The 20,469-nt window shown below is 58.6% G+C and carries 19 protein-coding genes; 11 read left to right on the top strand and 8 right to left on the bottom strand.

Annotated elements, in window-relative coordinates:
• Window positions 1-16: 16 nt before the first annotated feature.
• On the top strand, window positions 17-1,111 hold the full coding sequence (dnaJ, locus tag PKC29_02680; GenBank protein HML94317.1) for a molecular chaperone DnaJ: 1,095 nt from the start codon (window positions 17-19) through the stop codon (window positions 1,109-1,111).
• 92 nt (window positions 1,112-1,203) lie between these two features.
• On the opposite strand, the gene PKC29_02675 is transcribed toward dnaJ, so the two are convergent.
• The 3 genes from PKC29_02675 to PKC29_02665 all read right to left on the bottom strand — a co-directional run bounded on the left by PKC29_02675 (window position 1,204) and on the right by PKC29_02665 (window position 3,325).
• Window positions 1,204-1,482 (bottom strand): MoaD/ThiS family protein, encoded by a 279-nt coding sequence (locus tag PKC29_02675; protein ID HML94316.1) that lies wholly within the window; start codon window positions 1,480-1,482, stop codon window positions 1,204-1,206.
• Complete coding sequence (gene thrC / locus PKC29_02670) at window positions 1,451-2,740, bottom strand: threonine synthase (protein ID HML94315.1); 1,290 nt, start codon at window positions 2,738-2,740, stop codon at window positions 1,451-1,453. Before thrC ends, PKC29_02675 begins: the two co-directional genes overlap by 32 nt.
• Window positions 2,741-2,824: 84 nt before the next feature.
• Window positions 2,825-3,325, bottom strand: a complete 501-nt coding sequence (locus tag PKC29_02665) for a hypothetical protein (protein HML94314.1) — start codon at window positions 3,323-3,325, stop codon at window positions 2,825-2,827.
• 100 nt (window positions 3,326-3,425) lie between these two features.
• On the opposite strand from PKC29_02665, the gene PKC29_02660 reads away from it, so the two are divergent.
• Window positions 3,426-4,235, top strand: coding sequence for a hydroxyacylglutathione hydrolase (locus tag PKC29_02660; GenBank protein ID HML94313.1), 810 nt, complete (start codon window positions 3,426-3,428; stop codon window positions 4,233-4,235).
• Between the two features lie 61 nt (window positions 4,236-4,296).
• Window positions 4,297-7,995, top strand: coding sequence for a methionine synthase (metH, locus tag PKC29_02655; GenBank protein HML94312.1), 3,699 nt, complete (start codon window positions 4,297-4,299; stop codon window positions 7,993-7,995).
• On the opposite strand, the gene PKC29_02650 is transcribed toward metH, so the two are convergent.
• Window positions 7,989-8,396, bottom strand: a complete 408-nt coding sequence (locus tag PKC29_02650) for a hypothetical protein (GenBank protein HML94311.1) — start codon at window positions 8,394-8,396, stop codon at window positions 7,989-7,991. The two genes, metH and PKC29_02650, sit on opposite strands and share 7 nt — an antisense overlap.
• Window positions 8,397-8,464: 68 nt before the next feature.
• Between PKC29_02650 and PKC29_02645 the strand changes: the two genes are divergently transcribed.
• On the top strand, window positions 8,465-9,205 hold the full coding sequence (locus PKC29_02645) for an HAD-IA family hydrolase (protein HML94310.1): 741 nt from the start codon (window positions 8,465-8,467) through the stop codon (window positions 9,203-9,205).
• Window positions 9,206-9,271: 66 nt separating this feature from the next.
• Here PKC29_02645 and PKC29_02640 read toward each other — a convergent pair whose 3' ends face one another.
• Complete coding sequence (locus PKC29_02640; GenBank protein ID HML94309.1) at window positions 9,272-9,478, bottom strand: DUF4177 domain-containing protein; 207 nt, start codon at window positions 9,476-9,478, stop codon at window positions 9,272-9,274.
• Window positions 9,479-10,462 carry a porphobilinogen synthase gene (hemB, locus tag PKC29_02635; protein ID HML94308.1) on the bottom strand — a complete coding sequence of 328 codons (984 nt, stop codon included), beginning with the start codon at window positions 10,460-10,462 and terminating at the stop codon, window positions 9,479-9,481.
• Window positions 10,463-10,595: 133 nt separating this feature from the next.
• Here hemB and PKC29_02630 point away from each other — a divergent pair, with 133 nt between their 5' ends.
• Entirely contained in the window at window positions 10,596-12,275 is a 1,680-nt protein-coding gene (locus PKC29_02630) for a glutamine--tRNA ligase/YqeY domain fusion protein (protein ID HML94307.1), read from the top strand.
• Window positions 12,276-12,362: 87 nt separating this feature from the next.
• On the opposite strand, the gene PKC29_02625 is transcribed toward PKC29_02630, so the two are convergent.
• Window positions 12,363-13,133: a formyltransferase family protein gene (locus PKC29_02625; GenBank protein HML94306.1), complete on the bottom strand. Its 771-nt coding sequence runs from the start codon at window positions 13,131-13,133 to the stop codon at window positions 12,363-12,365.
• Window positions 13,134-13,194: 61 nt separating this feature from the next.
• On the opposite strand from PKC29_02625, the gene PKC29_02620 reads away from it, so the two are divergent.
• On the top strand, window positions 13,195-14,064 hold the full coding sequence (locus tag PKC29_02620; GenBank protein ID HML94305.1) for a phosphatidate cytidylyltransferase: 870 nt from the start codon (window positions 13,195-13,197) through the stop codon (window positions 14,062-14,064).
• Between the two features lie 7 nt (window positions 14,065-14,071).
• Here the strand turns inward: PKC29_02620 and PKC29_02615 are convergent, their stop codons facing one another.
• Entirely contained in the window at window positions 14,072-15,148 is a 1,077-nt protein-coding gene (locus tag PKC29_02615) for a hypothetical protein (protein ID HML94304.1), read from the bottom strand.
• 102 nt (window positions 15,149-15,250) lie between these two features.
• Here PKC29_02615 and PKC29_02610 point away from each other — a divergent pair, with 102 nt between their 5' ends.
• From PKC29_02610 to PKC29_02590, 5 genes are all read left to right on the top strand, one after another.
• The gene (locus PKC29_02610) at window positions 15,251-16,399 is read left to right on the top strand and encodes an ABC transporter permease (GenBank protein ID HML94303.1); all 1,149 of its coding nucleotides are present in this window, start codon (window positions 15,251-15,253) and stop codon (window positions 16,397-16,399) included.
• 1 nt (window position 16,400) lies between these two features.
• Entirely contained in the window at window positions 16,401-17,216 is an 816-nt protein-coding gene (locus PKC29_02605) for an ATP-binding cassette domain-containing protein (protein HML94302.1), read from the top strand.
• Window positions 17,213-18,163 carry an MlaD family protein gene (locus PKC29_02600; GenBank protein HML94301.1) on the top strand — a complete coding sequence of 317 codons (951 nt, stop codon included), beginning with the start codon at window positions 17,213-17,215 and terminating at the stop codon, window positions 18,161-18,163. The genes PKC29_02605 and PKC29_02600 overlap by 4 nt, the downstream gene beginning before the upstream one ends.
• Window positions 18,160-18,816, top strand: a complete 657-nt coding sequence (locus PKC29_02595) for a hypothetical protein (GenBank protein ID HML94300.1) — start codon at window positions 18,160-18,162, stop codon at window positions 18,814-18,816. Before PKC29_02600 ends, PKC29_02595 begins: the two co-directional genes overlap by 4 nt.
• A 133-nt stretch (window positions 18,817-18,949) precedes the next feature.
• Window positions 18,950-20,371 carry a YdgA family protein gene (locus tag PKC29_02590; protein ID HML94299.1) on the top strand — a complete coding sequence of 474 codons (1,422 nt, stop codon included), beginning with the start codon at window positions 18,950-18,952 and terminating at the stop codon, window positions 20,369-20,371.
• Window positions 20,372-20,469: the final 98 nt, after the last annotated feature.

Genomic DNA, 20,469 nt, shown 5'->3' with positions numbered 1-20,469 from the left:
GTATTATATTACTCTTATGAGCACTATAGATTATTACGAGATTCTCGAGGTCGAGCGCAGCGCCACGACCGACGAGATAAAACGGTCGTATAAGCGCCTGGCCTTCGAATGGCACCCTGACAGAAACCCCGGCAGCCGCGAATGCGAGGAGAGGTTCAAGGTCATAAATGAGGCCTACCAGGTTTTGAGTAACCCCGACAAGAGGGCCCGGTACGACAGCTTCGGGCACATATCGTCCGAGGGGCTCTTCACGGAATTCGACTTCGAAGCCGGTTTCGGCGACATATTCGGCGACCTCTTCAACGAGGTTTTCAGCGGCGCCGCGAGGGAGAAATCCCGGAGGGGGAACGACCTCAGGTATTCGATAGACCTCACCTTCGACGAGTCGCTCACGGGATGCGAGAAGACGATAAAAGTCCCCAGGCGGACGGAATGCCCCGAGTGCGACGGCAGCGGCGCCGCCCCCGGGGGCGACATCCCGTGCCAGTCGTGCGGCGGGCGTGGCGAGCTCCGGTACTCGCAGGGCCTTTTCACCGTAAGGCGCACATGCCCCACGTGCGGGGGGTCGGGAAGGCGTACCGTCAGGGGCTGCATCGAATGCAGCAGCCTCGGATACGCGATTATCGAGCACGACATAACCGTAAAGGTGCCGGCGGGCATCTCGGACGGCGCACGGCTGAGGATGAGGGGCGAGGGCGATGCGGGCCGGAAGGCCGGCGCGAACGGCGACCTCTACATAGACGTTCACGTCGACGAGCACCCGCTCTTCCGGCGCGACGGCGACGACCTTCACTGCACGGTGCCCATAAGCTTTGTTCAGGCCGCCCTCGGCGACGAGATAGAGATACCAGTTCCGGGCGGGAAGAGCACGATGGCAATCCCGGCGGGAACGCAGTCGGGGCAGACTTTCAGGATGAAGGGCAGGGGCGTTCCGAGGCTCGAAGGCAGGGGGGCGGGCGACCTCTACATCGACATACACGTCGAGGTCCCCGTAAAGCTCAGCCGGACACAGAAACTGTTACTGGAAGAATTCGCGAGGGCGAGCGAGGAAGAGAACGTCCCCATGGCGAAAAGGTTCATCTCCAGGCTCCAGGAGCTTATCAACAAATAATCCGAACACAACAATCCCGCCGGCCGGCGGCAGTGTAGAAAATACCGGCCGCGGTGTGGTTACGTTTAACGAGAAACCCTCGCGGTGAGGGATTACGCGCGGCCGCCCGCTATCGCGGGGATAATGGACACGACGTCTTCTTCCTTGAGAGAAGTTTCCTTGCCGTTTAGAAACCTGATGTCTTCGTTGTTGACGTAGAGGTTGATGAACCTCCTGAGGTTTCCGGACTCGTCGCAGAGCCTGTTCTTTATTCCGGGGAACTGCGACTCCAGGGTCTCGATCAGCTCATTCACGTTTGCGGCGCTTATGGAAACCTCGTCCTTGTCGGCGGTGAGCTTCCTAAGCGGGGTTGGTATGCGAACTGAGGGCATCTTGCGTACCTCCTTTTTCTTCCTGGTTCTTTATTTTCGAATACAGCTCCTCGAATTCCTCGAGCTGAGCCTCGATTATGTAGGGGCGTGAAACGCTGTCGGCTATGGCTTCCTGCGTCTTGAGCCCGTTACCTGTGATGCACATTACTATGGTTTCGTTTTTGGGCAGGACCCCCTGCTCGACGAGCTTCCTCGTCACGGCCATCGTAACGCCGCCGGCCGTTTCCGTAAAGATGCCTTCCGTCTCGGCGAGGAGCTTTATGCCGGCTATTATCTCGGCGTCCGAGGCGTCTTCGCCCCAGCCCCCGCTCTCTTTCATCACGCTCATCGCGTAAAACCCGTCGGCAGGCGTCCCTATCGCGAGGGACTTGGCTATCGTGTCGGGCTTAACGGGCTTGAATATCTCCCACTCGTTCTTGAGCGCGGTCGTGATCGGCGAGCATCCCGTCGCCTGTGCGCCGTAGATCTTCGTGCCGTTTTCGGGGATTATCCCCAGGAGCTCGAACTCCTTTATGGCCTTCCAGACCTTCGTCAGGAGCGAGCCGCTGGCCATGGGCACGACGACGTGCCCGGGCGCCTGCCAGCCGAGCTGCTCCATCATCTCGAACGCGAGCGACTTCGAGCCCTCGGAGTAATACGGGCGGAGGTTGATGTTGACGAATCCCCAGCCGTACTTCCCTGCGACCTCGCTGCAGAGCCTGTTGACGTCGTCGTACGCCCCCTTTACCCCTACGAGGTTCGCCCCGTAGACGGTGGTTCCGATTATCTTCGCCTGCTCGAGGTTATAGGGAATGAATATGAAGCTCTCGAGGCCGCCCTCTATGGAAAGCGCCGCGACTGCGTTGGCGAGGTTCCCCGTGGAGGCGCACGCCGCCGTTTCGAACCCGAACTCCTTGGCCTTCGAGAGCGCGACGGAAACGACCCTGTCCTTAAAGGAAAGAGTGGGGTAGCAGACCCCGTCGTTCTTGACGTATATCTCTTTTACGCCGAGGACGCGGGCGAGGTTGTCCGCCTTTATGAGGGGCGTGTACCCGACGCTCCTCCCTACGGCCGGGTCGGCGTCGACGGGCAGTAGCTCCCTGTACCTCCATATATTCCTGTCACGCTTTTCGATCACGTCACGAGTGAGAACCTTTTTTATCTCGTCGTAGTTGTAGGCCGCTTCGAGGGGACCGAAGCACGTCTCACAGACGTGAAGCGGCTCCTTGGGGTATTCTTCCCCGCATTCCTTACACTTTAGTCCCTTGACAAAACTCATTATATACCCCGCATATATTGAATAAAATAAAGAAGTTACCCATTCACCGTCAGGTTGTCAAAGCGCCCCGCCGGGAAGGAAACTTTAAGGCCAGTTATCCCGTTTTTTTATTTCCTCGTCTTTTTTGTCCTGTTCCAGGACGATTCTTTCGTACTGCTCGGCTTCTACGTAGCTCCCGTTTTTCCTGTAGATACCGCCGACGACTATATAGTCGTCGTCTTCGAGATCCCACGTCCCGGGCATTTCGACGTTTATGTAATTACCCTTGAGGTCTATAAGCCTGAAAAAGGTCGTGGGCCCTTCCGGGTGCTCGGTGTCGATTTCGAGCCTGTTCACGATGCCCTCGACGGCGACAAGCCGTCCGTCGTACGCCAGGGGGGAAAAAAGTATCCTGTATATAGGGGCCCTGTAGCCCTGGACGCTGCTTCCGGGAATGTATTCGGGTTTCTTGTTGCAGCCGGCGGATATAACGGCCAGCGAAAAGAAGGAAATTACGGCCGCGGCGAAGAGCAGGCGCCCGGGAAGGACGCTCCTTCCGGGGCCGTTCAGATTCTCGATATCCTGACCCGATTCCGTCATAGGCATATATTTTACCCAAACGGGAAAATTTTGCCGGTTTTGTGGCATAATTAACAGTTCTCAATAAACCGGCCGGGCGCCCCGGCACATGGAGGTAAAGGAAAAAGTGGAGACATTCAGCGGAGAAGGATACGGGATTGGAAGGATTAAATCGGAGCATAGCGACAACAACTACAGCTACGTCGTATGGTGCACGAAAACGTCCGACTGCATAGTCATAGACCCGAACGACCCGGTGCCGGTTCTCAATTACATAAGAGACCGCGGGCTCAGCGTCAAGTACGTGATAGATACGCACTGCCACCCGGATCACATACTCGGGAACGATCCTGTCATCAAAGTTACCCTGGGGAAGATACTCGTACATCCGCTCGGGTTTGGCCTCGTCTCGCCGAGGAGCGCCACGGTCGAGGACGGCGAGGCGGTTAAATTCGGCGAGCAGGAGATTAAAGTGGTTTACGCCCCGGGACACACCCCGGAGCACATACTTCTTCTCATGGACGGCGAGGCGTTCACCGGCGACACACTCTTCCTGGCCGGAGTAGGGAATCTGAAACACGGCGGCGTCGCCGAGGACCTCTTTAACACTATAGAGACGAAGATAATGACGCTCCCCGACGATACGCGCGTCTGGCCGGGGCACGATTACGCCGAGGCGAACCTGAGGTTCGCCGCCGACGTCGATCCCAAAAACAAGGACGCGAAGAAGAAGCTCGGAGACGTTACGAAACTGGCGAAAAAGGGCAAGGACCCCGAGCCCTCGACCATTGGCGAGGAGAAGAAATATAACCCCTTCCTGAGATTCTCCAGCCCCGATGTAATGAAAGGGTTAGAGAAGAAAAACCCCGAATTTAAAGGGGGCTCGCCGTTTGCGGCCTTCGGCGAGCTCCGGAGGCAGAGGGACGGCTGGAAGTGATTCCGTGCACATACCCTTGTAAATTATTGAAATAAAATCACTTTGGTATACTAAACTCACTATGACAAAGACTGAGAAAGATTCGGCGCGGCAGCTCCGGGGGCTGCTCGGGGAAAGGATTCTATTCCTCGACGGCGCCATGGGGACGATGATACAACGCTACGGCCTTACGGAGGAGGACTTCAGGGGGGAAAGGTTTAAAGACCACCCGGTGGACCTCAAGGGGAATAACGACCTCCTCTGCTTTACGCGGCCCGACGTCATAACCGAAATACATACGAAATACCTCGAAGCGGGCGCGGACCTCATCGAGACGAACACCTTCAACGCCAACCGCATATCGCAGGCGGACTATAACCTCGAAAGCATAGTGCCCGATCTGAACCGCGCCGCGGCCGGGGTGGCCCGTAAGGCGGCGGACGATTTCATGGCCGGGCATCCCGAGAGGAAGTGCTTCGTCGCGGGGGCGCTCGGGCCGACGACGAGGACGGCCTCGATATCGCCCAATGTCAACGACCCCTCGGCGAGGGGGGTCACGTTCGATGAGCTCGCGGAAGCGTACTACGAGCAGACGGCGGCGCTCGTGGAGGGAGGGGCCGACGTCATACTCGCCGAGACGACATTCGACACGCTCAATCTCAAGGCCGCCATATACGCCGTCTTCAAGTACAGGGAAGATTTCAAAAACGACATCCCCCTCATGCTGTCGGTCACGATAACGGACGCCTCGGGAAGGACTCTCTCCGGGCAGACGATAGAGGCGTTCTGGAATTCCGTCCGCCACGCAAGGCCGCTCAGCGTCGGCATCAACTGCGCCCTCGGGGCCGAGCAGATGAGGCCGTACATCGAGGAGCTTTCGCGCATCGCCGACTGCTACGTGAGCTGCTATCCCAACGCGGGGCTGCCGAATCCGCTGAGCGACACGGGATACGACCAGACGCCCGGGGATACGGCTACTTACCTCGAAGACTTCGCCGAAAGCGGATTCATCAACGTCGTCGGTGGATGCTGCGGCACGACGCCGGACCACATAAAGGCGATAGTCGAGAGGGTGAAGGACTACCCCCCGCGCGCTATCCCTGAAATCCCGCCGGCCACGCGCCTGAGCGGGCTCGAAGCGCTCAACATAGGCGAGGATGCGCCCTTCGTGATGGTGGGCGAGAGGACGAACGTCACGGGCTCGCCCAGGTTCGCCGGGCTCATAAAAGAGGACGACTTCGAGGGGGCGCTCTCGGTGGCGAAGCAGCAGGTGGAAAACGGGGCCAATGTCATAGACGTCAACTTCGACGAGGCTTTACTCGACGGCGAGGCGTGCATGACGAGGTTCCTTAATCTCATAGCGACCGAGCCCGACATAGCCCGGGTCCCTGTGATGATAGACAGCTCGAAATTCACCGTCATAGAGGCCGGGCTCAAGTGCATTCAGGGGAAGGGGATCGTAAACTCCATAAGCCTGAAGGAGGGCGAGGAGAAGTTTCTCGCCAACGCGCGCGAGATAATGCGCTACGGCGCTGCGGCCGTCGTCATGGCGTTCGACGAAAAAGGCCAGGCGGCGACCAAGGAAGACAAGATCAGGATTTGCCAAAGGGCGTACAAGCTCCTCACCGAAAAGGCGGGCATGGACCCCTCGGACATCATATTCGACCCGAACGTGCTTACAGTCGCGACGGGCATCGAGGAGCACAATAACTACGCGCTCGATTTCATAGAAGCCGTAAGGGAGATTAAAAAAGTCTGCCCCGGCGCGAAGACGAGCGGCGGGCTAAGCAACGTTTCATTCTCGTTCAGGGGAAACAACGTCGTAAGGGAGGCCATGCACGCCGCATTCCTCTACCACGCGATAAAGGCCGGGCTCGACATGGCGATAGTCAACGCCGGCATGCTCGAAGTATACGAGGAGATAGACAAGGAGCTTCTGGAGAAGGTCGAGGACGTCCTTTTCAACAGGAAGCCCGACGCCACCGAAATACTCGTCGATTACGCCGAGAAGGTGAAGGACTCCGGAAAGACGAGGGACAGGGAAACCGAAGAATGGAGGGAAGGGACCGTCGAGGAAAGGCTCTCGCACTCGCTGGTAAAAGGAATAGTCGATTACATAGACGCCGACACGGAGGAGGCGCTCAATAAATACCGAAAGCCGCTCGACGTCATAGAGGGCCCGCTCATGGACGGGATGAAAATAGTCGGCCAGCTCTTCGGCGAAGGGAAGATGTTCCTCCCGCAGGTCGTCAAGAGCGCGCGCGTCATGAAGAAAGCCGTCGCATTCCTCCAGCCCTACATGGAGCTCGAAAAGGCTAATGCATCCGGCGGGGCGGCGCGCGGGAAGTTCGTCATCGCGACGGTGAAGGGCGACGTCCACGACATCGGGAAGAACATCGTTTCGGTCGTCCTCGGGTGCAATAACTACGAGGTCATAGACCTGGGCGTCATGGTGTCGTGCGACAACATACTCAAAACGGCAAGGGAAGTGAACGCGAATATAATCGGGCTCAGCGGGCTCATAACGCCGTCCCTCGACGAGATGGTCTACAACGCCTCCGAGATGGAGCGGCAGGGGTTCAAAACGCCGCTGCTAATCGGCGGGGCAACGACGAGTAAGGCCCACACGGCCATAAAAATAGCGCCCCACTACAGCGGCGTCGTGAGCCACGTGCAGGACGCCTCGCTCGTCGTCAACGTCTGCAACAGCCTCCTAAACCCGGACAAGTACGAGGAGTTCGCCGAAGAAACGCGGCGCAAGCACGAGGAGCTCCGCGAGCGCCATTCGAAGTCCAAAAGCGCGGCCGAGTTCATCCCGATCGAAAAGGCCCGCGAGAAGAGGTTCACCGACGACTGGAAAACGGCGCGTATAGACGTGCCAGAGAAGCTGGGCGTCGAGGTCATGAAGAATATAAAGATAGAGGACGTCGTCCCGTACATCGACTGGTCGCCGCTCTTTTGGGTGTGGGGGCTCAAGGGGGTGTTCCCCGCCATACTCGACCATAAGAAATACGGCGCCCAGGCGAGGAGCCTCTACGATGACGCCGAGAGGCTGCTCGGGCAGATTGCCTCGGAGAAGAGGTTCGGCCCGAGGGCCGTCCAGGGGTTCTGGCCCGCGAGCAGCGTCGGCGACGATGTCGAGGTCTACGCGGACGAGAGCCGGGAGGAAGTCGTCGAGACGTTCCACTTCCTCCGCCAGCAGAGGTCGAAGGGAGAGAACGAAATATACTATTCGCTCGCGGATTTCGTCGCGCCGAAAGATTCCGGGAGGGCCGATTACATGGGCGGGTTCGCCGTCACCGCCGGTAAGGAGGTGGAGACCTTCGCCGACACGTTCCGGAAGGCGGGCGACGATTACTCGGCGATAATGGTCCAGGCCCTCGGCGACAGGGTGGCCGAGGCGCTCGCCGAGATGATGCACAAGCGCGCCCGCGACGCATGGGGCTACGGAAAGGAAGAGGACCTCACGTACGAGGACCTCGTAAAGGAAAAGTACAGGGGCATAAGGCCCGCGCCCGGATACCCTGCCTGCCCGGACCACACCGAAAAAGCGGCGCTGTGGAAGATGCTCCGCGTGAAGGAGAACATCGGTGTCGAGATAACGGAGAACTTCGCTATATACCCGCCGAGCTCCGTCGCCGGGTTCTACTTCGGGCACCCGCAGTCGAGGTACATGCACATAGGCGACATAGACAGGGACCAGGCCGAGGACTACGCGAAACGGAAGGGGATACCCCTTCCGGAGGTGGAGAAGTGGCTGAGGCCGAACCTCGGCTATTGACCGGATTTCATCGGGAACGGCTTTCCGGCGGCGATGTCGGTGAATATCTTCTCGACGTTCATCGCCATCCACGAGCGCGCCGCGACGAGGTCGTATCCCGCCTCTGCCGCTTTCTTTCTGAGATCCGTTTCTACGTGCGGGAGGAAGCCTATAACGCGCGCGCCGGAGAGGGCGGGCGCTTCCCGTATCTCCCTTATAACCGAGAAGGGATCGAGACCTTTTGTGCCGAGGTCGACGATAAAAAACGCGGGCGGACGGGAGGCGAGTTTCCCGGCGAACCCGTCGCCGGATTTTACGAATTCGAGCCTGACCCCGGTTCTTTTGGCCGCCTCGCGTATCCTCGAAGCGAACATGAGATCGCGGACGATGATAGCGGCGTATACGTCTTCGGTGCTCTCCATCACCAGTTACTCCTTCTGAAAATAGAGTGTATATTAAAGTCTTCATTCAGACAAAGAGAGACATTCGCATGACAAACGGAAAGATCACGACCATATTCTTCGACGCCGCCGACACACTCTTTTTCATAAAGGAAGGTCTAGGGAACACGTACGCCGGAGTGGCCCGCAAATACGGGGCCGACCCCGACACGGCCGCGCTCAGGAGGGCGTTTTCGAAGGCGTTCAGGAACGCGCCCCCGCTCGCTTTCGGCGGGGTTTCAGGCGAAGAGAGAAAAGGACTCGAAAAGGACTGGTGGAAAAAGGTGGTCACCGACGTTTACACGGAGGTCGGAATGTTCCCCGGCTTCGACGAGCATTTCGACGAGCTCTTCGAGGTGTTCAGGACGGAGGCGTGGACGCTCTTTCCCGAAACCGTCCCCGTGCTCGAATCGCTTAAATCCAGGTGCTACAAACTCGGCATAATATCGAATTTCGACTCCCGCGTCTACGACGTTATGGAGCGGCTCGGCATATATGATTACTTCGACACGTTCGTAATATCGAGCGAGGCGGGGTTCGCAAAGCCCTCTCACGGGATATACCTCGCCGCCCTCGAAAAGGCCGGGGTGGATCCCGGAGAGTCCATACACGTGGGCGACGACCTCAGGAACGACTTCCACGGCCCGCGCGCCCTCGGCATACGCGCGATACTCCTCGACAGGGAAGGGGAATACGCATCGCTGGAGCGCATGGACAGGATAGGCGACCTCACCGGGCTCGAGAGCTACCTCAACGACTCCGGCGCATCGGGCCTGAAAGCGGAAGGCTGAAACACCGTCCCTTCGGGACGTCCCTGTACACTCTGCGGCAGCGGATAATTCCGGAAGAAAAACCGGTCAGATGCTCTTGAGCCCTTCGGACTCGCCCGCGCCCGAGGTGAAGAAGATGAACGCCATCGTCGGCCTCTTCGAGGAGTCCCTCACGACGAAGTGAATCCCGTCGAAGGTCCACCCCTCGCCGGTCCACGTGTTGAGCGCCTTCTCTATCTCCTCGTCCGTGACGAGCGAGAGCTCGACGACCTTATAGTGGGGATTGCCGGCCATTTACTTCCCCCGGCCGCGGAGGATTTCGGCGGCTTCCTTTGCGTGGTAGGTGATTATGATGTCGGCCCCGGCCCGCTTTATGCTCGTCAGTATTTCCATCATTACGAGCTTCTCGTCTATCCACCCTAGCTTCCCGGCGGCCTTGACCATCGAATATTCGCCGCTGACGTTATAGGCGGCCAATGGGTGGTCGAACTCCTCGCGCGCGGCGCGTATGACGTCGAGGTACGAAAGCGCGGGCTTCACCATCACGATGTCAGCCCCCTCTTCGATGTCGAGGGCTATCTCGCGGAGCGCTTCCCTAACGTTGGGCGGGTCCATCTGGTAGCTTCGCCTGTCGCCGAACTGGGGAGGCGATTCGGCGGCGTCCCTGAAGGGGCCGTAGAACCCCGAGGCGTACTTGGCCGAGTAGGCCATTACCGGGACCTTCTCGAAACCCGCGTCGTCGAGGGCCTCCCTTATGACGCCGACCCTGCCGTCCATCATGTCGGACGGGGCGATTATGTCGGCCCCGGCCTCGGCGTGAGAGACGGCCATCTTCGCGAGATAATCCAGCGTCTCGTCGTTGTCGACGTCGCCGCCCTTTATTATCCCGCAGTGCCCGTGGCTCGTGTACTCGCACATGCAGACGTCCGTTACGACGAGCATGTCGGGCGTCTTTTTCCTTAGCTCGCGTACGGTCTTCTGTATGATGCCGTCATCGGCGTAGCCTTCGCTCCCCGTCTCGTCCTTGTGCTCGGGGATGCCGAAGAGGAGGACGGATTTTACGCCCAGCGCCTCGGCCTCGCGGGCCTCCTTGACGATATTATCGATCGACTGCTTGTATATGCCGGGCATGGAGGGGACTTCCTCCCTTACGCCCTTGCCCGGGGCTGCGAACATTGGGTAAATGAACTCGTCCGCGGACAGCCTCGTTTCCGAAACGAGGTCGCGGATCGTCTTTGTCCTTCTCAGCCTTCTCGGCCTGTATGCTGGGAAATACATCATGCGTAATTGTAATTGCTTAGGCGAGGTTAGGCAACATATCGGCGGTAATGAGCGGCGGCGGCCGGGGCTTTGATTTTTTCTCAGGTCGTATAATATTAATCCCCGGAGACATCGGGAGAAGGGAAACGGAATGGAAGAGAACGGAGAGAAGAGAAGCCTCGACTTCATACGCACGATAGTCGAGGAGGACAACGAGAGCGGAAAGTTCGGGGGCAGGGTGGCGACGCGTTTCCCCCCCGAGCCCAACGGCTGCCTCCACATAGGCCACGCCAAGTCCATCTGCCTTAACTTCGGCATCGCCGGGGAATACGGCGGCACGTGTAACCTGAGGTACGACGACACGAACCCGGCGAAGGAAGACACCGAGTATGTCGAGGCGATAGAGAACGACGTCAGGTGGCTCGGCTTCGACTGGGACGGGCTCTACCACGCTTCGGACTACTTCCAGGCGCTATACGATCACGCCGTAACGCTTATAAAGGCGGGGAAGGCCTACGTAGACAGCCTGTCCGCCGACGAGATAAGAGAGTACAGGGGCACACTCAGCGAGCCCGGAAAGAACAGTCCCTGGAGGGACCGCCCGGCCCAAGAGAACCTCGACCTCTTCAGGCGCATGAAGGAGGGCGAGTTCCCGGAGGGCGCGCACGTTCTCCGGGCGAAGATCGACATGGCCTCGGGCAACATCAACATGCGTGATCCCGTCATGTACAGGATAATCCAGGAGCCGCATTACAGGACCGGGGACGAGTGGCACATATACCCTATGTACGATTATGCGCACTGCGTATCGGATTCCATCGAAAAGATCACGCATTCGCTCTGCACGCTCGAATTCGAAGACCACAGGCCGCTCTACGACTGGTTTTTGGACGAGCTCGGCATATATCACCCGCAGCAGATAGAGTTTTCGAGGCTCAATCTCAACTACACGGTCATGAGCAAGAGGCGGCTTTTAGAGCTCGTCCGGGACGGGTACGTAAACGGCTGGGACGACCCGAGGATGCCGACTATCTCGGGCCTCCGGCGAAGGGGATACACGCCCGAGTCCATAAGAAACTTCTGCTCCAGGATAGGGGTCACGAAGCAGGAGAGCGTCATAGACATATCGCTCCTGGAGCACAGCATACGTGACGACCTCAACAAGAGGGCGCGGAGGGTTATGGCCGTCCTCAACCCGCTCAGGGTAACCATCACGAACTATCCCGAGGGCGGGTCCGAGGAGCTGGACGCCGTCAACAACCCAGAGGACCCTTCGATGGGCACGAGGAAGGTGCCGTTTTCGGGGCAGCTCTACATCGAACGCGACGACTTCATGGAGAATCCGCCGAAGAAGTTCTTCAGGCTCTCGCCGGGGGTGGAGGTGAGGCTCCGGTACGCCTATTTCCTCCGGTGCGAGGGCGTCGTAAAGGACGAAAACGGCGAGGTGACGGAGCTCCTTTGCACGTACGACCCTTCGACGAAGGGGGGAGACGCCCCCGACGGGAGGAAGGTAAAGGCCACGATTCACTGGGTTTCGGCCCCGCACGCGATAAAAGCCGAGGTCAGGCTCTACGACAGGCTGTTTACCGTTCCCGAGCCCGGGGCGGACGGCTCGGACTACAAGGAGCGCCTGAACCCCGATTCGCTCACCGTGCTGAAAGACCGCCCGGTCGAGCCGGGGCTGGCCGACGCCGAGCCCGGGGTAAACTATCAGTTCGAGAGGCTCGGGTACTTCACGCCGGACGCCCGGGATTCGAAAAAGGGCGCGTTAGTATTCAACAGGACCGTCACGCTCAAGGATTCGTGGGCGAAGGAAAAGAACAAGCCCTGACAGCCAGCGCATCCGGAATAGATTCTCTCATTATTGCAATGGGTTGAAAAACGAAGTTAAAGTGTTTTATAGACGCCGTGCGTTCTACTATTCCGTGCCTTTCATGGGATAGCCCGAAGGCCCGAGCCTCTTTCCGTCAACGTATAACGCCCCGTCCCCGTCGATCCCGGCCCTTCCCTTGGCCACGAGCTCGTGGACGGCGAATGGAAGCGCCTTCCACTCGGCCTCTTCCCTGATCCTGGCCCCCATGGCGTCCCTGTCGGCCTCGGTGAAACCAGCGAGCGACACGGGCGGGGACTGGACGAGGGCAGTGCCGAACCTCTCGCCGAAACGCTCCAGGTACACCGTGCAGCGAAGGCTGTCTTCCCCGGCCCTCAGCGCTTGGACGGAGGCATCGACGCCGCGTACGAGGTAGTCCTTCGTTATGTCGCCGGGGTAGAGGTTCAGTATCCTGCCGCCGTACCTTTCGATGAAGGCGCGGCCGAGCCTCCGCCTGTAACCGGCGAGGACTATAATGTCGGGAGTCGCGACGCTCTCGATAAGCGCGATCGCCGCGGCATCGTAATAGTCTCTCGTCTCCTCGTCTTCGGGGCCCTTGCCGAGGACGTCGAAATACTTTTTCGAGCCTAGGCCCAGAACCGGTATCCCGTACTCCGCCGCCTTCCCGGCTCCCTCGCACCCGGGGGCGTTCGTGAACACGGCGTCTATCCTGCCGTAGAGCCTTTCGCCCGAGCGCGCCAGCCGCCTTTCCTCCTCGACGACGGCGACGAAATTGGTCCCCGAGCCCGAGAGCAGGACGGCGACGCTCATCGGCCCCCCGCGCGGCTCGAACAATGGTTTTATATCGGATTCGCTCATAGGGGTTATATTCTATTTGCAATAACCGTCAGGTTATGGACATTATATCTATTCGACCCGTATGAGCAACTTCTGGCAAAGGATAGTGACGGCTGCGATAGCCGTCCCGATACTCTACGTCATATTCAGGATAGGGGGAATCGTATTCCTCCTGTTCATCATGGCGCTCGTCCTCACGGGGCAGATAGAATATCAAAGGCTGCTCCAGTCGCGGAGCCTCCCCTATGCGCGGGGGTCGGGGATAGTGCTGTCTCTCCTGATAGCGGCCACGGCGTACAAGGGATACGTCGATTTCTCGCTCATGTTCACCCTGTCCGTTCTGCTAGTCCTCATATTCAACCTCAGGAAAACGGGCGAGGAGAGCGCGATAATAAGAGGCGGGGCGACACTCTTCGGCATAGTATATCTCGGCTGGCTCCTCTGCCACGCCGTGCTCCTCCGTAACATAGACGCGCGCGGCGCTATAGGGCATTACGCCGGGAACGCACAGGGCCTCGCCGACCCGGGCTTCTTCTTCATATTCTTTACCGTTGCCTGCACGTTCCTTAACGACACGGGCGCCTACTTCACGGGACTCAAATTCGGAAAGAAGAAAATCGCCCCGGTAATAAGCCCGGGCAAGACGGTCGAGGGCACGCTGGGCGGCGTGGTCGTGTGCATAGTGACGGGCCTTATAGTGAATTACGGGTTCGGCTCGCCTATGTCGTCCGACTGGACTATACTCTTCGCGATATTCGTATCGGCGGCGGCGGTGTTCGGCGACCTCGTGGAATCCGCCATAAAAAGGGGGGTCGGCATAAAGGATTCGGGGGCCATAGTCCCCGGCCACGGCGGAGTGCTCGACAGGTTCGACAGCCTCATATTCGTCTTCCCCGTCTCGTATTATTTCGTCCTCGTTTACTACTCCATGCACGGCGTCGCCGTCGGCTGAGCAGCGCTCACTTCCAGAACGAGGCGGTTCTTATCTCCTCCACCTGCTCCTGCCTTATGAGCATCCTGAGGCCGACGAGTATCACGAGGTTAAAGCAAAGCCCCGTCAGCGCGGCGAACTGCTCCTTATAGAATACGAACACGTAGGTGAGGAGTATCGAGACGAGGAGGGCGCGCTCGAACATCATGTAGGCCTTCAGGCGCGAGCGGCGCATGTAGTAGACGCCGAGGAAGACGAAGACGCCCGACAGAGCCGACGACAGTAGCCGGGCGACGTCGACGAAGGAGAGGTCATTGACGTCGAGATTTGCGCGCTCAAGGGCGGCGAAGCTCAGGTTCGAGCCCAGTCCGAATCCGTAATAGAGCGTCAGGAAAAGGACGTACCCGAATGTCGCCACGAGCTGGGAAAGAAAGAGCACGACGAGGGCGCGCCTGAAAACAGCCGTCCCGGCTACCCTCTCGTAAAAGCCGCCGAAACGGTCCTTGAGCCTCCTGTAGAGCCCGGGCGAATGGTTGGGCAGCGGCTCCGCGTTCGTTATGAGCCCCCTCACCGCGGGCGTCAGCGGGTCGCCGGGGTCGCTCCTGTCGAGGTAAAGAAGGACGGTCTTCTTCTCGTCCTCGTCGAGGTCCGACAGCGCCACCTCCTCGAGCCCCTTAAGGGCGTTTACGAGGTACTCCCTCCCGGTGAACGTCCATCCGAACCTTATCATGTGAAGAGCGAGGACTATCAGCACGATAACGACGTACATTATCGCGACCGAGGGCTCGAAGAAGTAGTCGTTGTCCTTCGTCACGAACTTCCCTACCTCGTCTATGAACGTGCCGAACCCCGCGCCGCCGAGTATCGCCGCCCAGAGCTCTACGCGCTTCCCGATGAAGGAGAAAAGCATTATCAGCGCCGCCAGCATGAGGAGACCGCCCCACAGCATGTGCGCTATGTGGAGTGTGCCGTTCCCGATCTGCGGGTACCCGGTCATGTGGAGGAAGAGGCGTATGCCGAGAACCGCGGACACGGCGCATACGAGGAACACCTCGGCGTAGTAGAAGGCGTCGAGGTTTCTTACGAACTTGGGATGGCTTTTCATAATTGACTCCGGGGATTATACTATGTTAATCTCAGAGGCAATTCTACCGCATCAGGCCATATTTGCAGGAATCGAGAACATAGCCACGTCGGCTGCGCATATATGAACAATCCCGAAAGAGGTTCTTCACCCCCTTCGTTCGAAACGGCAAAGGACGGCAGGGGCACGCTCACACTGAAACCGGGCGGTCGTCTCGACGCGTATACCACGTCCGACGTCTGGGACAAGGCCGAGGAGGCCCTGTCCAGGGAAAAGCCCCGGAATGTCGTGGTGGACGCTTCGGGTATCGATTACATGGACGCCTCGGGGATGGCGCTTCTGATAGAGCTCAGGCTGATGCAGGAAAAAGCGGGCGGCGGCTTCGAGATAACGGGCCTAAGGGGCGACCTCGAAAAGCTGTTCGACCTGTTCGATCCCGAGAGCTTCGCCGGGACGAAAGGAGCGGCTCCGAAGAAGCGGACGGGGATAGTCGAGCAGATCGGCCGCGCGGCCTGGGAGCTGCTCGGGGAAATAAAGGTACACATAGTCTTCACCGGGCAGGTGACAGTCGGGTTGACAAAGGCGCTCATGAACCCGTTCGGTATAAGGTGGGGAGAGGTTTTCACGACCTGCGAGAAGTTCGGCGCCAACTCCTTTTTCATAATAGCCCTCGTCAACTTCCTCGTCGGGCTCGTCATCGCGTTCCAGTCGGCCATGCCGATGCAGCAGTACGGCGCCCAGATATTCGTCGCCGACCTCATAGTCATAGCGTACTTCAAGGAGCTCGGCCCGCTCATGACGGCCTTCGTCGTAAACGGCAGGAGCGGGTCGGCCTTCGCGGCCGAGCTCGGTACGATGAAGGTGAACGAGGAGTTAGACGCCCTCGACACCATGGGGCTCGACCCCGTTAACTTCCTCGTCGTGCCGAAGGTGATAGCGGCCCTCCTGATGCTCCCCCTGCTTACGGTATTCGGGAACCTCTTCGGCCTCCTGGGCGGCCTCGTCGTCATGCTCTCCCTGGGATTCACGTTCGGCACGTACATGAACCAGATAACGGCGTCCGGGACGTACGTCATGCTCCTGGCCGGGCTTTTCAAAACGCTCTTTTTCGCGGTGATAATAGCGGGGGTCGGATGCCTTTCGGGGATGAGGGCGTCGCGCGGCCCGTCGGCCGTCGGCGACGCGGCGACCGAGGCCGTCGTCATAGGGATAGTGCTCATGATCTTAACGGACGGCATATTCGGGGTGGTTTACTACGTTCTCGGGATCTGACATGAGCGGGAATAACGCCGAAAACAAAAGGGAAGTGATAATAAAAGTGAGGGACCTCACGGCGAAGTACGGCGACAACACCATACTCGACAATATAACCTTCGACGTCTACAGGGGGGAGATTTTTGTCATTCTCGGCGGCTCCGGATGCGGAAAGAGCACGCTTCTCAAGCACATGATCGGGCTCTACAAGCCGGCCGGCGGGAACGTCGTCATAGAAGGCCGCGACATCTCGGCGGCCGAAGGGGACGAAAGGATAGAAATACTTAAGCGAATAGGGGTCGCCTACCAGCTCGGGGCGCTTTTCGGATCGATGACGGTCCTCCAGAACGTCATGCTCCCGCTCGAGGAATACACGGAGCTGAACGCCGAGGCGAGGGACCTCATAGGAAGGATGAAGCTCTCGCTCGTCGGCCTTACGGGTTCCGAGGACAAGATGCCGTCAGAGCTCAGCGGGGGCATGATAAAACGCGCGGCGCTCGCCAGGGCCATGGCGCTCGACCCGAAGGTGCTGTTCCTGGACGAGCCTTCGGCCGGGCTCGATCCCATTACATCGGCCGAGCTCGACGAGCTCATAAAACAGCTTTCGAGGACGCTCGGCATCACGTTCGTCGTCGTGACACACGAGCTCAACAGTATTTACAATATAGCGGACAGGGTTATCATGCTCGATAAGAGCGTTAAAGGTATAATCGCCGAAGGCAAGCCCGTTTACCTGAGGGATCATTCGACCATACCGGTCGTCCAGAAATTCTTCAGGCGTCAGACGGACGCGGAGCTCGGCGGTGAAGAAAATAAAGGGGAGTCCGGCATATGAAAAAACCGAACTACTTCAAAATCGGGCTTTTCGTTATCGCCGCCACGCTTCTTCTGGCTGCGGCGATAATCATTTTCGGCGGAGGAAAGTTCTTCCAGAAAAAGACCACCATCGAGACTTATTTCGACCAGTCGGTTCAGGGGCTCTCCGTCGGGGCCTCCCTCGAATTCCAGGGGGTCCAGATAGGCAACGTCAGCTACATCGGGTTCGTTTTCAACGAATACCATACGAGAAAGACGTACGTTCTCGTCCGGGCCGAAATATACCTCGACAAGATAGCCGGAGAGGGCAAGAAAAGACTCTTTGAAACCGATGAGGAAAGGCTTCAAGGCTACGGGCAGATGATACAGAAGGGGCTCAGGCTCCAGCTCGCCTCTCAGGGCGTTACAGGCATAGCGTTCCTTAACGCCGTATACCTCGACCCCGAGCGGTATCCTCCGTTGGAAATCGACTGGACACCCGAATACTCGTACATTCCCTCGGCGCCCGGCACCATAACGCAGATTACGCAGACTATAGAGAATCTTTCACGAAGCATAGAAAGCATCGACATACAGAAAATAACGGACGGGGTGGAAGACCTCGTCGCGTCTCTTAACAACGCCGTCGAGCAGGCTAAGGTAGGGGAGCTCAGCGCCGACCTGCGGAAACTCGTGAACACGCTCGACACCACGACCGCCGAGCTCGACAAGATGCTCAAGAGCAAGGAGACCAAAGAGACCATCGCAAATGTCGTCGCGATTACGGACGAGCTCAACAGGACGTTAAGGCGCACGGACAGGCTGTTGTCCAACCGCGAGCACAACATCAAGCTCACCATGGAGAACATAGAGCGCATTACGGAGGACATGAAGGAGTTCATGGAGACCGTGAAGAAGTACCCGTCGTGGGTGCTCTTCGGGAGTCCTCCGCCGCACATCGAGCCCGAGGGGGGAGAAAAACAATGAGAGCAAAATTCCTTGTACTGATATCCGCCGCCGTATTCACAGCGCTCGGCGCGGCCGGATGCGGGGGCATAACGAAGAGCTACCCCGAGAGGAGCTATTACATGTTCGAGGTTCCCCCCGCGGAAAAGGTTCCGGCCCCGGTAAAGGGAGCGGTGGCCCAGGTGTGGAGGTTCAGCGTGTCGCCGGGGAGCGACGGGAAGGAATTCGTATACAGGACCGACGACATCAGCTACGAGTCGGACTTTTACAACCAGTTCTTCAGGGCTCCCGGCGCTCTCCTCACCGAAATGACCATACGCTGGCTCGCGGACACGGGGCTCTTCGAGGACGTCATGAGCTCGCTCGGCCAGGGTTTCGCCAGCTACTACATACAGCCGAACCTCGTCGAGCTCTACGGCGATTACAGGGGCGCGCCGGCGGCCGTGATGACCATACAGTTCTTCCTTCTCGAATACACCCCGGAAGGCGAGTACGGCGACAACACCGGGATAATTTTCAATAAAACATACAGCTCTCACGTTCCGATTCCGACCGCTTCCGCGCCGGACCTCATGAGGGGCTGGAACACCGCGCTCGGCGAGATATACGCCGCGTTTCTCGAAGATCTCAAGCTGTACGTGAAGCCTTTCCCGCAGGCGGACGCCGTAAATTAACGCCCCGGACGCATCCCGCCGCGCTTCGGCCCGATGCGGTGTATGTTAAGGTTTATTTAACCCCCGCAGTTGCATAAGCCGCGGCGCAGGAAATATAATTATCCGTTGTCAGAAGCCAGCAAGGGAGAGTGATATGAGGGTCGTATCCGTAATAATAATCGTTCTTGTCATAGCCGTCGTCGGGATGTCCTACAGGTTCGGAATGGACACGGAGTACGTCTATAACGACCTCATAGACCAGTACACCGAGGGCGACGCCTTCAGCGTCGTAAGCAGGAGCTACGACAGGGGGATATTGAGCTCCAAAGCCAGAACCGTTTTCGCCGTCAGGAATATGGGCAAGGAAATAGTAAGGCTCGACGAGACGGATACGATATATCACGGCCCGATCCCGGTCCTCGCCATATTCAAGGGAAAGGCGGGGCCCGCGCCCGTGCTTTCTGTGCTGGACTCCCGGATAAAGCTCGCCCCCGCCGAGGGGAGCGGGAATGCGGAGCTTTTCGAGAAGATTCCGCCTATAGACGCCCACACCGTTATCTCTTTCAAAAATAAAGCGACGGCCGACATGTCGATGCCGGGCTTCGAGCTCGACCTCGAAGACGGGGACAAGCTCTCCTGGAAGGGATTTACGGGCCGGGTCGATTACGACACGAACGAGTTTCACAGCTTGAGCGACCTCGAATCCCCCGGTCTCCAGATAGACGGGAAGGATTCGACCCTGACGGTCACGGAGATCAAGGCCTGGTCCGAGCTTTCGCACCCCGCGCCCGACGCCGAATACCCGACTGGGGATGTGAACTTCACCGTAGGAAAGCTCGATTTTCTGGCGAAGCCCGGAGCGAAGCTCAGGAATCTCACGATTACCGGAATCGATTTCAAGGGGAAAAATTCCGAGCGGGGGGGGCTTCTCGACAGCTCGCACAGCATGGTCTTCGACGAGCTCACATTCGGGGGCGATAAATACGGCCCCGGCGGTTACGAGCTTTCGATAAGCAACATAGATTCGAGATCGTGGAAGAAGCTCCAGGCGCTCATAAACGCGAACCAGAACGCGGCCGACAGCGAAGAGGCGAAGGCCCGATTCACCGGGGAGCTCGTAAATCTCCTGCCCGGGTTCGTAAGCAAATCGCCCAAAATCGAGCTCAGGAAGCTCTCGCTCGAAACGTCCGGCGGGAAGCTGGAAGGCCACCTCGGCATATACGCCGACGGGGAGGGGCTCGAGAACGTCGATCTCGCGCAGAACCCGGTCCTCATGCTGGCCGCCCTCACGGCCGACGCGGGGATAACCGTTTCGAAGGAGCTTTTCGTATCGGCCCTCACGGACTACAAGAAGGAAGAGGTGCTCGAGAACATGAAGGCCATGGGAGAGGACCCTCCCACGGACGAGGAGCTTGCGGAGCTTGCGAGCGGGGCGGCCGAGGACGAAATAAATCTCCTCGTCTCGGGGGATATACTGGTGGAAAAGGACGATTCCTATACCATCGAAGCCGCCTACAAGTCGGGGCAGGTAATCATAAACGGCCAGCCTATAGACCTGGGGGCGCTCCTTCAATAACCCGCCGCACGTAGTGTGTTCTCCGGTAAAGGAAGTACGATAACCCGGATTCCACATGAGCGTGTTTGCGCCACCCATTGAGGCGCCGGCCTAACCTT

Source organism: Thermodesulfobacteriota bacterium (assembly GCA_035325995.1).
In the GTDB taxonomy this organism is placed as follows: domain Bacteria; phylum Desulfobacterota_D; class UBA1144; order Nemesobacterales; family UBA2774; genus JADLGH01.
This window is presented reverse-complemented; position numbering and strand designations above follow the sequence as displayed.

Coding starts and splice junctions, on each gene's coding strand:
- metH (HML94312.1), top strand. CDS start 4,297: ATGACAAAGACTGAGAAAGATTCGGCGCGGCAGCTCCGGGGGCTGCTC.
- PKC29_02615 (HML94304.1), bottom strand. CDS start 15,148: ATGAAAAGCCATCCCAAGTTCGTAAGAAACCTCGACGCCTTCTACTAC.
- dnaJ (HML94317.1), top strand. CDS start 17: ATGAGCACTATAGATTATTACGAGATTCTCGAGGTCGAGCGCAGCGCC.
- PKC29_02590 (HML94299.1), top strand. CDS start 18,950: ATGAGGGTCGTATCCGTAATAATAATCGTTCTTGTCATAGCCGTCGTC.
- PKC29_02610 (HML94303.1), top strand. CDS start 15,251: ATGAACAATCCCGAAAGAGGTTCTTCACCCCCTTCGTTCGAAACGGCA.
- hemB (HML94308.1), bottom strand. CDS start 10,462: ATGTATTTCCCAGCATACAGGCCGAGAAGGCTGAGAAGGACAAAGACG.
- PKC29_02640 (HML94309.1), bottom strand. CDS start 9,478: ATGGCCGGCAATCCCCACTATAAGGTCGTCGAGCTCTCGCTCGTCACG.
- PKC29_02650 (HML94311.1), bottom strand. CDS start 8,396: ATGGAGAGCACCGAAGACGTATACGCCGCTATCATCGTCCGCGATCTC.
- PKC29_02625 (HML94306.1), bottom strand. CDS start 13,133: ATGAGCGAATCCGATATAAAACCATTGTTCGAGCCGCGCGGGGGGCCG.
- PKC29_02665 (HML94314.1), bottom strand. CDS start 3,325: ATGCCTATGACGGAATCGGGTCAGGATATCGAGAATCTGAACGGCCCC.
- PKC29_02595 (HML94300.1), top strand. CDS start 18,160: ATGAGAGCAAAATTCCTTGTACTGATATCCGCCGCCGTATTCACAGCG.
- PKC29_02620 (HML94305.1), top strand. CDS start 13,195: ATGAGCAACTTCTGGCAAAGGATAGTGACGGCTGCGATAGCCGTCCCG.
- PKC29_02600 (HML94301.1), top strand. CDS start 17,213: ATGAAAAAACCGAACTACTTCAAAATCGGGCTTTTCGTTATCGCCGCC.
- PKC29_02675 (HML94316.1), bottom strand. CDS start 1,482: ATGCCCTCAGTTCGCATACCAACCCCGCTTAGGAAGCTCACCGCCGAC.
- PKC29_02645 (HML94310.1), top strand. CDS start 8,465: ATGACAAACGGAAAGATCACGACCATATTCTTCGACGCCGCCGACACA.
- PKC29_02630 (HML94307.1), top strand. CDS start 10,596: ATGGAAGAGAACGGAGAGAAGAGAAGCCTCGACTTCATACGCACGATA.
- thrC (HML94315.1), bottom strand. CDS start 2,740: ATGAGTTTTGTCAAGGGACTAAAGTGTAAGGAATGCGGGGAAGAATAC.
- PKC29_02605 (HML94302.1), top strand. CDS start 16,401: ATGAGCGGGAATAACGCCGAAAACAAAAGGGAAGTGATAATAAAAGTG.